General features: G+C 67.0%; 10 protein-coding genes and 1 other RNA gene. 1 reads left to right on the top strand and 10 read right to left on the bottom strand.

The genetic code is table 11. The annotated features are described in order from the left end of the window. Positions 1-23: 23 nt before the first annotated feature. The 7 genes from ACGLHS_RS14785 to dnaX all read right to left on the bottom strand — a co-directional run bounded on the left by ACGLHS_RS14785 (position 24) and on the right by dnaX (position 6,224). Positions 24-854 carry an ABC transporter permease gene (locus ACGLHS_RS14785; RefSeq protein ID WP_093240788.1) on the bottom strand — a complete coding sequence of 277 codons (831 nt, stop codon included), beginning with the start codon at positions 852-854 and terminating at the stop codon, positions 24-26. Continuing rightward, positions 854-1,669, bottom strand: coding sequence for an ABC transporter ATP-binding protein (locus ACGLHS_RS14780; RefSeq protein ID WP_394480721.1), 816 nt, complete (start codon positions 1,667-1,669; stop codon positions 854-856). Before ACGLHS_RS14780 ends, ACGLHS_RS14785 begins: the two co-directional genes overlap by 1 nt. A 44-nt stretch (positions 1,670-1,713) precedes the next feature. Further along, positions 1,714-2,751, bottom strand: coding sequence for an ABC transporter substrate-binding protein (locus tag ACGLHS_RS14775; RefSeq protein ID WP_093240793.1), 1,038 nt, complete (start codon positions 2,749-2,751; stop codon positions 1,714-1,716). A gap of 135 nt (positions 2,752-2,886) precedes the next feature. Next, a complete protein-coding gene (locus ACGLHS_RS14770; RefSeq protein ID WP_394480718.1) occupies positions 2,887-3,279 on the bottom strand; it encodes an MAPEG family protein in 393 nt (130 codons plus the stop codon). 48 nt (positions 3,280-3,327) lie between these two features. Beyond that, complete coding sequence (gene recR, locus ACGLHS_RS14765) at positions 3,328-3,918, bottom strand: recombination mediator RecR (protein WP_394480716.1); 591 nt, start codon at positions 3,916-3,918, stop codon at positions 3,328-3,330. Between the two features lie 7 nt (positions 3,919-3,925). Beyond that, a complete protein-coding gene (locus ACGLHS_RS14760; protein ID WP_007836669.1) occupies positions 3,926-4,258 on the bottom strand; it encodes a YbaB/EbfC family nucleoid-associated protein in 333 nt (110 codons plus the stop codon). 100 nt (positions 4,259-4,358) lie between these two features. Continuing rightward, positions 4,359-6,224 carry a DNA polymerase III subunit gamma/tau gene (dnaX, locus tag ACGLHS_RS14755; RefSeq protein WP_394480713.1) on the bottom strand — a complete coding sequence of 622 codons (1,866 nt, stop codon included), beginning with the start codon at positions 6,222-6,224 and terminating at the stop codon, positions 4,359-4,361. 119 nt (positions 6,225-6,343) lie between these two features. Between dnaX and ffs the strand changes: the two genes are divergently transcribed. Next, an RNA gene (ffs, locus tag ACGLHS_RS14750) (signal recognition particle sRNA small type) lies at positions 6,344-6,440 on the top strand. An 89-nt stretch (positions 6,441-6,529) separates the two neighbouring features. Here ffs and ACGLHS_RS14745 read toward each other — a convergent pair. Genes ACGLHS_RS14745 through ACGLHS_RS14735 form a run of 3 tightly spaced genes read right to left on the bottom strand, consistent with a single transcriptional unit; the run spans position 6,530 to position 13,649 of the window. Continuing rightward, a complete protein-coding gene (locus ACGLHS_RS14745) occupies positions 6,530-7,768 on the bottom strand; it encodes a TIGR03862 family flavoprotein (RefSeq protein WP_394480711.1) in 1,239 nt (412 codons plus the stop codon). After that, positions 7,765-11,025: a UvrD-helicase domain-containing protein gene (locus ACGLHS_RS14740; protein WP_394480709.1), complete on the bottom strand. Its 3,261-nt coding sequence runs from the start codon at positions 11,023-11,025 to the stop codon at positions 7,765-7,767. Before ACGLHS_RS14740 ends, ACGLHS_RS14745 begins: the two co-directional genes overlap by 4 nt. Beyond that, on the bottom strand, positions 11,022-13,649 hold the full coding sequence (locus ACGLHS_RS14735) for a PD-(D/E)XK nuclease family protein (protein WP_394480707.1): 2,628 nt from the start codon (positions 13,647-13,649) through the stop codon (positions 11,022-11,024). The genes ACGLHS_RS14740 and ACGLHS_RS14735 overlap by 4 nt, the downstream gene beginning before the upstream one ends. Positions 13,650-13,798: the final 149 nt, after the last annotated feature.

The raw sequence follows: 13,798 nt of genomic DNA, 5'->3' as shown, positions 1-13,798 counted from the left end.
CTCTGGGCCGATACGCCCGGGCGCTACAACTTCTCGGTTTCGCCCGTCTTGGGCTGCCACTTCATGAGGCGCTTTTCGATCAGGCCGACGACACCATCGAGCACCAGTGCAAAGGCCGTGAGCACCACGATGCCGGCGAACACGGTGTTGACGTCGAAGGTCCCCTCGGCCTGCAGGATCAGGTAGCCCACGCCGCGCGCCGAGCCCAGGTACTCGCCCACCACCGCGCCCACGAAGGCCAGGCCGACGGACGTGTGCAGGCTCGAGAACACCCAGCTCGTCGCGCTCGGCAGGTACACCGTGCGCAGCAACTGCCGCTGGTTGGCGCCCAGCATCTTCGCGTTGGCCAGCACCACCGGGCTCACCTCGCGCACGCCTTGGTAGACATTGAAGAACACGATGAAGAACACCAGCGTGACCGCCAGCGCCACCTTGCTCCAGATGCCCAGGCCGAACCACAGCGCGAAGATGGGCGCAAGGATCACGCGCGGCATTGAGTTGGCGGCCTTGATGTAGGGATCGAGGATCATGCTCGCCGTGGGCGCGAGCGCCAGCCAGAGCCCGCAGGCCAGCCCCAGCACGGTGCCGATGCCGAAGGCCAGCACCGTTTCGAGAAGCGTGGTGCCCAGGTGCAGATAGATGTCGGCGTTGCCCTTCAGCCCTTCGGGAAACAGCGCGTTGGGCGACACCTCGAATGGCAGGAACCAGCTCCAGATGCGCCCTGCCACCTGGATCGGCTCGCCGACGAAGAAGGCGAACTGCTGGTTGCGTGAAGCCAGGTGCCACGCCACCAGGATCACCACCAGCAACGCCAGTTGCCAGATGCGCGCGTTGCGTTCATTGAGGCGCGACATCACGCGGCCTTCTTCAGTTGCTGCGCATAGCCCTTGAGCACCTCGTCGCGCAGTACCTCCCAGATCTGGGTGTGCAGTTCGACGAAGCGCGGCTGCGTGCGAACCTCGGCCACGTCGCGCGGACGCGCGAGGTCGATGGCGAACTCACCGATCGGATGCGTCGCCGGGCCGGCCGACAGCACCACCACGCGGTCGCTCATTGCGATCGCTTCGTCGAGGTCGTGTGTGATGAAGAGCACCGCCTTCTTCTTCGCGCTCCAGAGGTCCAGTACTTCGTTTTCCATCAGCTGGCGCGTCTGGATGTCGAGCGCGCTGAAGGGCTCGTCCATGAGGATGATGTCGGGGTCGAGCACCAGCGTCTGCGCCAATGCCACGCGCTTGCGCATGCCGCCCGAGAGCTGGTGCGGGTAGCGGTCGCCGAAGCCCGAAAGCCCCACGCGCGACAGCCACGCCTCGGCCTGCTTGCGCGCTTCGGCATCGGGCACGCCGCGGTATTGCAGGCCCACCATCACGTTGTCGATGGCGCTGCGCCATGGCATCAGCGCTTCGGTCTGGAACATGTAGCCAGCGCGTGCATTGACACCCGAGAGCGGCTTTCCGAAGACGTTCACCGTGCCGGAAGACGGCTCAAGCAGGCCGGCTCCCACGTTCAGCAGTGTCGACTTGCCGCAGCCCGTGGGCCCGACCACCGAGACGAACTCCCCGGCCCGGATGCGCAGCGTGGTGTCGGCCACGGCCGTGTAGCGCTGACCCGGATCGTCCTTCGAGTGGAAGGTGCAGCTGATGGAAAGGAGTTCGAGGGCGTAGTCGGACATGGCATAAAAAACCCGGCCTGGGCCGGGTCGCGGGACGTTCGCAGTCAGGCTTTGAACCTGTCTTTCGCGCGCCTTGCAAAATCGTTGGTGTAGGTCTTGGAGAGGTCGATCTTGTCGGCCTTCACGGAAGTGTCGAAGCTGGCGATGGCCGTGAGCGCCGTCTTGGGCCCGTCGGTCGGCACGAGGCCGTCGGTGGCGATCGACTCGCGCACCTTGTCGAACGACGCAAGGTACAGCGCGCGGTCGCCCAGCAGGTAGGTCTCGGGCACGGTCTTGATGATGTCGCCCGGCCCCGCCGTCTGCAGCCACTTGAGCCCGTGCACGATGGCATTGGCCAGCGCCTGGCAGGTGTTGGGATTCTTCTGGATGAACTCGGTCGATGCGTAGAGGCAGGCCGCGGGCATCGTGCCGCCGAACACCTGCTGCGTGCCCTTGAGCGTGCGCGTGTCGCTGATGATCTTCACGTCGCCCTTCTGTTCGAGCATCGTCATCACCGGGTCGGTGTTGCTGATGGCATCGATCTGGCCCGAGCGCAATGCAGTCAGCGCACCGGCCGCCACGCCCACGCCGATGTAGCTCACGTCGCTCGCCTTCAGGCCACCGCGCGAGAGCACGAGGTTGGCCACCATGTTGGTCGACGAGCCCGGCGCCGAGACACCGATCTTCTTGCCCTTGAGATCGGCGATGCCGGTGTAGCCCGCCATGTTCTTGGTCGACACGCCCACCGCGATCTGCGGTGCGCGGCCTTGGAGAACGAAGGCCTGGAAGAACTGGTTCTTGGCCTGCAGGTTGATGGTGTGCTCGTAGGCGCCCGAGCACACATCGGCCGAGCCACCGACCACCGCCTGCAACGCGCGTGCGCCGCCTGCAAAGTCGGAGATCTCCACTTCTAGGCCTTCGGCCTTGAAGTAGCCGAGCTGCTCGGAGATGGTGAGCGGCAGGTAATAGAACGCCGCCTTGCCACCGACCGCGATGGAGACCTTGGTCTTCTCCAGCTTCGCCTGCTGCGCAAAGACACGCGGCAATGCGATCGTTGCGGCGGCGATGGCGGAAGCAGAAATAAGGGTGCGGCGATGGAGCATGAACGGTGCCTGAGGGCTCTGTGATTCCTGTGAACTGAATCGAGCTTAGGGGCGCCCTCATGCGCCTGCATCGGGGTCATCCCGTGCGGGTTTTTACGTAAGCACGAAGGCCTCTCGCAGGCCTGCGATGCGCGTCTATCGCGCGAGAAAAAGGATCGCGATGTTGACGATGAACGCGAGGGACCAGACCGCACTGCGCGCAACGCCGATGCCCTTGATGTAAAGGCCCAGATAGATCACGCGCAGCACCACGTAAGCCACCGCGAGCATGTCGAGCCGCGCCTGCGCCACACCGAGTTGATGCGCGATGACCACCGCGCCGATGAAGAACGGCAAGCCCTCGAAGCTGTTGGCCTGCGCGCTGTTGGCACGTGCACGCCAGCCGCTCTGCTTTGCGGCCCAGTCGCGCGGGTGCAGGTTGTCGCGCGGACCGAAGCTGCCGGCCTTGGCGATCCATGCGGCCAGGTACGGCAATCCGCAGGCAATGAACACGCACCAGTAGGCTACCGTGAGCAATGAAAAAGTCATGTCGATTTGTCTCCGTTGCGCGGCGCGCGGTGCCCCGTCGAGGCTTTTTTACCGGCGGTCGACCAGTGCGTGCGCGATGGTGCCGAGGTCCACGTATTCGAGTTCGCTGCCGGCTGGCACGCCACGCGCAAGGCGCGTCACGTTGAGCCCGCGCTGCCTGAGCGTTTCACCGATCACGTGCGCGGTGGCTTCGCCTTCCGCCGTGAAGTTGGTGGCAAGGATCACCTCGCTCACCGTGCCGTCGAGCGCACGCTCGAAGAGCTTCTTCAGGCCGATGTCGTTGGGCCCGATGCCGTCGAGCGGACTGAGCTTGCCCATCAGCACGAAGTAATAGCCACGAAACGCACCGGTGCGTTCGAGCGCGGCCTGATCGGCCGGCGTCTCGACCACGCAGAGCTTGGTTCCGTCGCGCCGCGAGTCCATGCAGACGCTGCAGATCGGCGCTTCGGTGAAGGTGTTGCAAAGCTCGCAATGCCGCACGTTGCCGGCGGCCTGCTGCAATGCGCGTGCAAGCAGCTGCGCACCCTCGCGGTCGTGCTGCAGCAGGTGGAAGGCCATGCGCGAAGCCGACTTGACGCCGACGCCGGGCAAGCGACGCAGCGCATCGACCAGCGCGTCGAGCGAACTGGCGTCTGCCATCAATGGCTCAGAACGGCAGCTTCATGCCCGGCGGGAGGCCCGGCATGCCAGCGGTGAGCTTGCCCATCTTCTGCTCGCTGGTTTCTTCCGCCTTGCGCACGGCGGCGTTGAAGGCCGCAGCCACGAGGTCTTCAAGCATGTCCTTGTCGTCGGCCAGCAGGCTGGGGTCGATGGTGATGCGCTTGACGTCGTGCTTGCAAGTCATGACGACCTTGACGAGGCCGGCGCCGGATTCGCCTTCGACCTCGATGTGCGCCAGTTCTTCCTGGGCCTTCTTGAGGTTGTCCTGCATTGCCTGCGCCTGCTTCATGAGGCCGGCCAGTTGTCCTTTGTTGAACATCGTTGGTCCTGATTGGTTGGAAAGTGGAGGAAGGATAAGAGAGATGGTGGCCGGGCTGAAGTGCCGCAAGGGCCGACCCGGGATTGTTGCCGCTCGCGGGTCAGGCCGGCTTGAGCGTTCCGGGCACGATCTTCGCATCGAAGTCGCGCATCAGCGCCTGCACCTCGGGATCGTTGTGGATGGCCTCTTCGGCCACGCGCTGGCGCTCGTCGGCCGCCTGCTTGTTGCGGCGCGCGGGGCTGTCGACCACGCCACCGATTTCGATGACCAGCTTGACGTCGTGGCCGAGCGCATTCAATGCGGCGGTGAGCTTTTCGCGGCTGGACGGCTGATTGAGCGTTTCGCGCTCGATGCGCAGCATCCACTGGTCGGTGTCGCGCGCCACCAGTTGCGACTGCAGGGCCAGCTCGCGGGACAGGGCCGCGACGGCTTCGGCGGCGACCAGCTGCGTGACCGTGGCATACCAGAAGTCGCCGTCTTCGCTGGTCGGGATGGGGGTGTAGGTGCTGCGCGATTCTTCGGTACGGGGCGCATCGCGCGCACCGGGTGGCGGCTGCACGCGGATGGGGACGCCGACGACCTTGGCCGGGGCCTCCGATGCGCCCTCGCTCCGGGGTGCGGGCTGCCGCAAGGGCTCGTCGACTACTGAGAGGCGCTGTCCTGCGGGGGCCAGAGCCGACTGCGCGGCTGGTGCCGGGGCCGGTCTTGGCGGCATCGGGGCGGGCGCGGTCGGGGATTCAGCCGCAGGCGCAGGTGCCGGAACGGGGGGCGCAATGCGCGACGGAGCCGTCGGCGCCGCGACCGCGGCTTCATTCAGAGTTTTTTTTTCCGGGGAGGCTGTCGCAGCAGCCGCGTTGGAAGGCTTGAAGGCCAGCAGCCGCAGCAACACCATGGTCAGCGCGGCGTATTCATCGGGTGCCAGGCCCAGCTCGCCACGGCCGTGCAGGCACAGGCTGTAGAGCAACTGGGTTTCGTCGGCCGGCATCAGCGATGCGAGGCGCGCGGTGTCCGCCGCGTCGGGGTCGGTCGCCGAATCGGCGGACTCGGCCCGCGAAGGCACGGCCTGAAGCACGGCCATGGCCTGCAGCACCGCCGTCATTTCCTCGAGCGTGGAGGCGGCGGACATGCCGTCTCGGCGCAGCGCCTCGGAGGTGTCGACCACCGTCTTGCCATCACCCTGGGCCAGCGCTTCGATCAGGCGGAACACGTGGCCGCGGTCGACGCTGCCGAGCATCTGGCGCACGCCGGCTTCGAGCAGTTCGCCATTGCCGAATGCAATGGCCTGATCGGTCAGCGAGAGCGCATCGCGCATCGAACCACGTGCGGCGCGTGCCAGCAGGCGCAGTGCCTGCGGCTCGGCGGGTACCTGCTCGGTCTGCAGCACGCTGGTCAGGTGCTCGAGCACGGTCTCTGGCGCCATCGGCCGCAGGTTGAACTGCAGGCAGCGCGACAACACCGTGACCGGCACCTTCTGCGGATCGGTCGTGGCCAGCACGAACTTGAGGTACTCGGGTGGCTCTTCGAGCGTCTTCAGCATCGCGTTGAACGCGGTGTTGGTCAGCATGTGCACTTCGTCGATCATGAAGACCTTGAAGCGCCCCTGCACCGGTTTGTAGACAGCTTGTTCGAGCAGCGACTGGACCTCGTCCACGCCGCGGTTGGAGGCCGCGTCGAGCTCGGTGTAGTCGACGAAGCGGCCCGAATCGATGTCGCGGCAGGCCTGGCAGACACCGCATGGCGTGGCGGTGATGCCGCCCTGCCCGTCCGGGCCCTGGCAGTTGAGCGACTTCGCCAGGATGCGCGAGACCGTGGTCTTGCCCACGCCCCGTGTGCCGGTGAAAAGATAGGCGTGATGCAGGCGCTGCGTGGTCAGCGCGTTCTCGAGCGCCTGGACCACATGCCCCTGACCGACCATCTCACCGAAGGTTTTCGGACGGAACTTGCGAGCGAGCACGAGATAAGACATTGCGGGCATTCTAAAAGGCGCGGCGACGGTCCTCGAACCCGCGCTGCAATGAAAAAAGGCTTGCATCCTTTGCAGAGCACCACGGAGTGGGCACACCTCGGCGGGTTACAATCCGCACTGACGGGCCTCCCTGCATGGTGAAGTGGCCAACCGGGTCAGGTGGGGAACCAAGCAGCCCTAACTGCGTAGTCAGTGCCAGGGGTAAGGCTCGTCAACCTCTTCAGCGGCCTCGTTTCATTCCGATGCGAAATGAAACGAGGTTTGCAAACACACTCAGCGACAGAACATCCGCCGGCAAGAGGCCCTCACAGGCCCAGCCGCTGGATCGCGCCGCGCGCGGCCGCCGCGCCACTCGCCATCGAGGCCGTCAGCAGATAGCCGCCGGTCGGTGCTTCCCACTCCAGCATCTCCCCTGCAACGAACACGCTAGGCAACGCGCTCGCCATGAGCTGCTCGTCGAGCGCATCGAAGCGCACGCCACCGGCCGTGCTGATGGCTTCATCGATGGGTCGAGTTGCAACCAGCCTCAACGGCACGGCCTTGATCGTTGCCGCCAGTTGCACCGGGTCTTGCATCGCTTCGCGGCTCAATGCCTCGTGCAGCACGCCAGCCTTGATGCCCTCCAGCCCGAGGCGGCTCTTGAGGTGGCTGCTCAGGGAACGCGCGCCGCGCGGATGCTTCACCGCAGCCAGCACCTGTTCAGCGCTGCGATCGGGCAGCAGGTCCAGCAACAGCGTTGCACTGCCATTCGCGGCGATCTCGTCTCGCAACAGCGCGGACGCGGCGTAGATCAGGCTGCCCTCGATGCCCGTGGCCGTCGCGACGAATTCACCCTTGCGTGCAAAGCGGTGTCCCTGGCTGTCGGTGAAAGAAATCGCGACCGACTTGAAAGGCTGGCCCGCAAAGCGGCTGGAGAAATGCTCGCTCCAGCCAGCGCCGTCGAACCCGCAGTTGGCAGGCAGCAGCGGCGCGATGCCCACGCCGCAGGCCTCCAGCCACGGCGCCCACGCGCCATCGGAGCCCAACCGCGCCCAGCTGGCGCCGCCCAACGCCAGCACTGCGGCGTCGGCCTTTGCCGTGACCTCGCCTGCCGCCGTTGCAAATCGCAATGCCGCTGCATCGATGTGCTCGCCGCCCAGCCACCGATGGCGCATGTGGAACTGCACGCCCGCTGCGCGCAACCGCTGCAGCCACGCGCGCAGCAGCGGCGCGGCCTTCATGTCGGTCGGAAACACCCGGCCCGACGTACCGACGAAGGTCTCGACGCCCAGGCCCGCTGCCCATTCGCGCACTTGCTGCGGTCCGAACTGGGCGAGCATCGGCTCGAGCTGTGCGCGGCGTTCGCCGAAGCGGCTCATGAAAACATCGAAGGGCTCCGAATGCGTGAGGTTCAGGCCTCCACGGCCAGCCAGCAGAAACTTGCGCCCCACCGAGGGCATGGCGTCATACACATGCACTTGCGCACCGGACGCGCTGAGAACTTCAGCCGCCATCAGGCCGGCGGGTCCGCCGCCGATCACGGCGACGACAGGAGAAACAGTCATTCGAGATTTACCAGTTCGCCCTGCCCGGTGAGGAACGCGACGCGGACCGTGGCACCAGGGTAGGCATGTTGCACTGCCGCGCGATAGCGCTGCATCTGTGCGATCAACGCCGCGTCCCGTTCGGGGCGCGCGGCAGATTTGTAGTCGAGGATCCACCAGGCACCGCTGGCGCGCTCGCGCACCAGGCGGTCGATGCGCAAGGTCTCCCCTTCATGGACCAGCGTGACTTCGTTGCCATGCCAGTCGACCCGGCGATCGTCCCACACCCAGGCGCCGGCCCCCGCGCGGATGCGCTCGGCCAGTGTTGCGGCACCACGCGCCTGCTGCGCATCGAGCATGAATTCCCGCGCCGCGGCACGCACGTGGGCCGGCGGCAACGGCTCGCCGGGCACAGCCCATTCGAGCAACCGGTGCATGGCCTGGCCGAAGGCTGCAGCGCGCGCATCGACCGTGGCATCCGCAGCCTTCTTGGCGGAGGGCTGTTCGACAGCAACGGGGAGAACCGGCATCCGCTTCATCGAGAAGCTGGCGACGCTGGTCTCGACGGGCAGCGCGACCAGCGGCTCATCGGCCTCGGTGGGCTCGCACAGCGGCTCCAGCCGCGTCCACCAGCTGCCTTCGTTGGCGCGCGCCGGCCGCACCGACGACAGCACCAGCCGTTCGCGCGCCCGCGTGGTTGCAACGTACAGGCCATTGAGTTCTTCACGACGGCGCGCGCGCTGCTCGTCCTCGAGCAAGGTCGCCGCGCAGGCAGGCGGCGTCTTCTCGCTCGCAAGAAACACGAAGCGCGTCGGCGCACTGTCGCTGCCCTTCCATTCGACCAGCACGCCCATGGTTTGCGCGCGCGGTGGTGCGGCATCGCAATCGAGCATCAGGACGGTGTCGGCCTCCAGCCCCTTTGCACCGTGCACAGTCAGCAGTTGCACCGCACCGGGTGCGGCGACGGACGGCGCACGCACGCCGCCGGCACGCAGGGCACGCACCAGCGCATAAGGCGTGGCGAAACGCGCGCCTTCGATGTCGAGCGATGCCGACAGCAAGCCGCGCAGGTTGGCCAGCGCGCTTTGCCGCATGGCGGCGGGCACCGCGGCGCCGAATTTCGCCAGCACATCGCCGTCATGAAAGATCGCGTCGAGCGCATCGTGAGGCGGCAGCGACATCAACCAGCGCTGCCACTTCCTGAGCCTGGCACCAGCCTCGACCAGCACCGGCGGCAAGCCCTCGCCCTTCTGGATCAGGCCGAACCAGCTGGCTGAAGGACGCTCGCGCTGGCGCAACGCCAATTGCACCAGTGCCTCGTCATCGATGCCGAACAGCGGCGACTTCAGCGCCTGCGCCAGCGAGAGATCGTGCGCAGGCGAAACCAGCGCGTCGATCAGCGCAACCACATCCTGCACTTCGGGTGCGTCATGCAGCTCGTTCTTCTCGGGCTGCTGCACGGGAATGTGGCGCTGCCGCAGTGCGTCCTGCATCGCAGACAGACGACTGCGCCGGCGCGCCAGCACCATGATCTGCCGCGGCGGCGTGCCGTCGGCGATGCGCTGCGCGACCCAGCGCGCGGCCTGCTCGCATTCTTTCTGCAGCAGTTGCTCTTCGGGCAGCACGCGCGGCGTGATGAGGCTGTCGCGCCAATGCAGCATGCCGTCGTCCGCGGGCGCTGCTTCGGCGGCCGAACCGACTGCATCGCGGTCGATGGGCGGCAGCTTGAGCAGCTCGCCATCGTCGCCGCGCTCGGTGGTGTGAGCGCGGTAGCCGTCGAACTCGCCAGCCTCTTGCGCGGCCAGCATTGCCGCATTGACCAACCCGACGACCCCGCGTGCGTTGCGATGGGTGTGATCGCAATTGAGCAGCTCGCCGTCGAGCCCTTCGCGCACGAACTTCTTGGCGGCAATGAACACCTGTGGCTCGGCACGGCGAAAGCGGTAGATGCTCTGCTTCGGATCGCCCACGATGAAGACGCGCGGCGCGCGGCCCTGCGCACCGGTGTAGGCGCTGAGCCAGCCGTAAAGCGCCTGCCATTGCAGCGGGTTGGTGTCCTGGAACTCGTCGATCAGCAGGTGCGCGATGCGCGCGTCGAGCCGCTCCTGCACCCAACCCGACAACGCCGACTGGCCAAGCAGCAACTGCGCGGCCTGTTCGACGTCGTTCATGTCGACCCAGCCGTGCGCGCGCTTCACCTCGGCAAAGGCGGCAATCAGGATGCGCGTGAGCCGCGTCATGCGCTGCTGGTAGAGCCATGCCGCGTGCTGCGCCTGCGCAGCGCACAGCACCTGCAGCTCGGCTTCGGCCTCCTGGGCCGCGGGGAATTTCTGCAGGTTCTTGTTGAGGCGGTCTTCGCTCGCAACGAAGAAGTTCTTGCGCAGGTGCGCCAGTGCGGCCACCAGCGATTCGCTCTCGGGCTCGCCGACACCGAACACGTCGATGATGGCCTCCGCTGCCTTCTGCGGCGTCTTGTTGCTTTCGCGGCCGAGCGCGGCGGCACGGTCGAGCCAGCGGCGACGGACCGGTTCGCCGCGCAAGGCGTCGGTCGGCTGGTCCATGCCGGCCAGCGATGAATGGAGCGCGCTGAAGTGTTGGACCGCGTTCTCCGCATCCGCAAGCGAGAATTCGACGCGCTTCGACAGCGCTTCGCTCAAGGCCTTGGCGGTCTGCGAGCGGCCGTGCGTGGCGACGACGGCGTAGTAGTCGGCCAGCGCGCTTTTGTCGGCCGTGACGGCCTCGAAGAACGGCCGCCAGGTGTGGCTGCGCGCCTCGGCATCGTCTTCGAGCAGTTCGTAGTTGGACGGCAAGCCCAACTCGCGCAGCACCGCCAGCGGTGCATTGCGCAGCAGCCCCGCGAACCAGGCATGAAAGGTACGGAACTGCACTGGCCTGCCGCCTTCGAGCAGGCGTCGATAGAGGCCCTGCAGGCGCGGCACGGCCGACAGCGCCGCCGCGGGTTCGACCCCGCGCATCACGAGCTGCTTCACCAGTTCTTCGGGGGGCTGTTCAGCGAACTGTTCGAGCCACTGGTCGAGCCGCTCGCGCATTTCGCCAGCGGCCTTTTTGGTGAAGGTGATGGCCAGGATCTCGTGCGGCTCGCAGGCCGAGTCGCCCTCTTCGAGCAACGCGCGCACGATGCGCGACACCAGCATCCAGGTCTTGCCCGCGCCAGCGCAGGCTTCGACCGCGACCGAGCGGCGCGGATCGCAGGCGACGGTGTAGAACGCCTCGCGGGTGACGTGCTTGCCGTTGTGCTCGTAGGCTGCACCGCTCATTTCGCATCGCCTCCAACGGTGGGGACACCCTGCGAGGACGGCGCCAGTTCTTCAGGAACCGTGGGCCGCAGCGCCTCGTCGCTCCAGAAGTCCTTGCGGCAAAGGCCGCGCGCGGCGCAGTAGTCGCAGACCGCGCCCTCCCCCAGCGGCGGCAATGCCGCGCCCTGCGCGATGCGGGTGAAGTCGCTGATGATGCCGGCCACCAGCGCGTCCCGTGCTTCGACCACGGCGGGTTGCTCGACGGTCTGCGTGCCGGAAGATTTTTCGCCCACGTTCACGTAGGCCGCGCGCAGGGTGTCGTCGGCCACCAGGGCGGCATAGAACGCAAGCTGCGTGTCTTCGGTCGGGTCTTTCACGCGCTCCCTGGAAACGGTGGCGGACTCGGTCTTGTAGTCGATCACGAAGGCCTTGCCGTCGGTTGTGCGGTCGATGCGGTCGAGCCGGCCTATCAGCCGCAGGTCGCCCAGCGGCTGCTCCTTCCAGGGTTCGGCCTCGACGAAGACAGCCCCGCTCGCCTCGTGCCCCACGAGCCATTCAAGGTAGCCCTCGCGCACGGCTGGCCACGCGGCGGCGAACGGCAGGAACTCGGCGTCGGACAACCCGAGCTCCTGCGTTGCGCGCTGCGCCGCGCTTTCGATGAGTGCAATGCGCGCCTGTGCATCTTGCGTCGGCGCTTCGAGCAGCGCCTCATGAAAATGCCCCAGCACGGCGTGCAGCCAGTTGCCGAAGTCTCGTTTGTCGATCTCGGCATCGAGCTCGTCGGCACTGCGCAGGCCCAACTGCCGTAAGGCGAAGAAGCGATAGGGGCAGCGGCGCAGGTCCTCGTAGACGCTGGTCGAGATGTTCAGCAAGGGCAACAAGGCACCCGACGGCGCGGGGCACGCGGTGGGCTGCACGGCAACCTCGCGTTCCGTGCGCGGGTCGTCGGCGGACTGCAAGGCATGGTCGAGATGCAGCGCCTGCACCAACGGGCTCGGGCGTACCGGCTCGCCGGTGGCATCGGATTGACGCCAGACGATCTCGCAGGAGGGGTTGTGCAGGGCCGCACTCCAGGCGGCGCGCTGCGCAGCTTCGAGCATGTCGCGCGAAGGCAGGCCCAGCTCGGCGCGCTGGGCTGCGCTCCAGTTGCCGGGGGGTTCGGGCGATGCCGGCAGGCGCCGATCGTCGCAACCAGGGATGACCACGGCGCCGAATGCACGGCCCAGCAGCTGATAGAGCGGCAGGACCACGACCTTGGGCGCCTGGTCGCCCGCGGGCGGCACGAAGCTCGCGTCTTCGAGCACGTCGCGCACCCAGGCGGTGAACTCGGCGAGCGTGTGGCGGCCACCGGGGAAATCGCCGTCATCGCCGTGGGCGTCGGCATCGAGCCACAGCGCGGCGATCACCTTGCCGCCGGCAAGGTCGTCGGCGAGCGGCTCCCATTGCTCACTGGCCTCCAGCAACTCGCGCAGGGCACGCAGCCAATCGGCCAGCGAGCGTGAGCGGGCCATCGGCGCACGGCGTGCCTCGATGGCTTCGGTGAAGGGCAACAGCGTCGGGTCCTTCATTTCGCCGGTGCGAGCCACCAGGGCACACCAGGCTGACCAGTCACGCAAGCCCTCGCGTCGAAGGCGAATTTCGAGCGACTGGACGGCCAGCGCGTCGCCACCGGCGCCGCTCTTGAGCCACTCGAGGACCTGGTCGCTGCCGGCGTCATGCGCACAGGCGCGCAGCGCGCTCATCAATGCGGCGGCGGCGCGGGTGGTCGAGAGCTTCCAGCCGGTCTCGTCGTGCGTGACGATGCCTTGCGCCTTCAGCTGGGCACTGATGCGGCGCGTGAGCGCGCGGTCGGTGGCGACCAGCGCGACCGGCGCACGGTCTTCGGCAAGGTGGCGCAACACGCAGGCGGCCGCCAGCTCGGCTTCGTCTTCGGGGTCGAGGGCGACGTGCGAAGCCGCGACCTCGGTCGGGGCTTCGAGAGGCACCAACGAGAGATGCAGGGCGCGGTCGCCCCACAGATTGCAGAGCGCGTGCGTCAAAGGGTCGGTCTGGAAGCCATCGAGCACGATCAATGCATCGACCTGGTCGCGCGTGCTGTCGCGCAGCAGCACATCGGTGGCGAAGCCGGAGTTCGCGGCCCACGCGACGGCGATGCGGATCAGCGCGCTTTCGGTGCGGAACCACTCGGACTCGCTGCCGGCCTCGGCCACCGCCGACGCGCGCTGCGCCCATTCGACGCCCCGCTCTTCCGGTGCTACGGCGGCCGCAAGCGGCGCCAGTTGGTAGACCAACTCGACCACGCGCCCCGCCAGGGCAAAGCGTTCGGCGTTGAAGCCAGCCTGCGACAGCAACGCCTGTGCCGTCACGAGATCGCGGGCCATGTCGTGCGCGATGTCGTAACCGGTCGGCACGAAACCGCCCGCGCTGCGCGCCCAGTTGTGCGTGGTCTCGAAGCGCGGAACGAAACCGGGGCTGCCGCACCGCGCCCACATGCTGCGCGCCACACCCATCAGTTGCGCATACGGCACCAGCACGACAGTACGCGCCGCATGCAACTGACGCTGCTCGAGCGCGCGGACGATCCGCGCGACGACGCCGTCGGCGGGATCGCACCACAGGGCCTGTACAGGGTGGCCTTCGTTCATGTTCTATCGAGGGGTTGAAGAGCGCTTGGAGGTGACCCGCAAAGGGCTTTGGCTATCGGTGCCATAGCGTCTGCGCATGGCGCGCCACCCCTTGGTTTCTGTCACAATGACCTGCACTTTAGCTGCACCGAAACTCTCTGCGCACAAGG

Origin of the sequence: Variovorax sp. VaC1 (assembly GCF_043658315.1) — a bacterium.
Lineage (GTDB): Bacteria > Pseudomonadota > Gammaproteobacteria > Burkholderiales > Burkholderiaceae_C > Variovorax.
This window is presented reverse-complemented; position numbering and strand designations above follow the sequence as displayed.

What these genes read in the sequence shown, in the direction of transcription:
- ACGLHS_RS14770 (WP_394480718.1), bottom strand. Translation starts at nt 3,279, where the DNA reads ATGACTTTTTCATTGCTCACGGTAGCCTACTGGTGCGTGTTCATTGCC.
- recR (WP_394480716.1), bottom strand. Translation starts at nt 3,918, where the DNA reads ATGGCAGACGCCAGTTCGCTCGACGCGCTGGTCGATGCGCTGCGTCGC.
- ACGLHS_RS14775 (WP_093240793.1), bottom strand. Translation starts at nt 2,751, where the DNA reads ATGCTCCATCGCCGCACCCTTATTTCTGCTTCCGCCATCGCCGCCGCA.
- ACGLHS_RS14745 (WP_394480711.1), bottom strand. Translation starts at nt 7,768, where the DNA reads ATGACTGTTTCTCCTGTCGTCGCCGTGATCGGCGGCGGACCCGCCGGC.
- dnaX (WP_394480713.1), bottom strand. Translation starts at nt 6,224, where the DNA reads ATGTCTTATCTCGTGCTCGCTCGCAAGTTCCGTCCGAAAACCTTCGGT.
- ACGLHS_RS14740 (WP_394480709.1), bottom strand. Translation starts at nt 11,025, where the DNA reads ATGAGCGGTGCAGCCTACGAGCACAACGGCAAGCACGTCACCCGCGAG.
- ACGLHS_RS14780 (WP_394480721.1), bottom strand. Translation starts at nt 1,669, where the DNA reads ATGTCCGACTACGCCCTCGAACTCCTTTCCATCAGCTGCACCTTCCAC.
- ACGLHS_RS14785 (WP_093240788.1), bottom strand. Translation starts at nt 854, where the DNA reads ATGTCGCGCCTCAATGAACGCAACGCGCGCATCTGGCAACTGGCGTTG.
- ACGLHS_RS14735 (WP_394480707.1), bottom strand. Translation starts at nt 13,649, where the DNA reads ATGAACGAAGGCCACCCTGTACAGGCCCTGTGGTGCGATCCCGCCGAC.
- ACGLHS_RS14760 (WP_007836669.1), bottom strand. Translation starts at nt 4,258, where the DNA reads ATGTTCAACAAAGGACAACTGGCCGGCCTCATGAAGCAGGCGCAGGCA.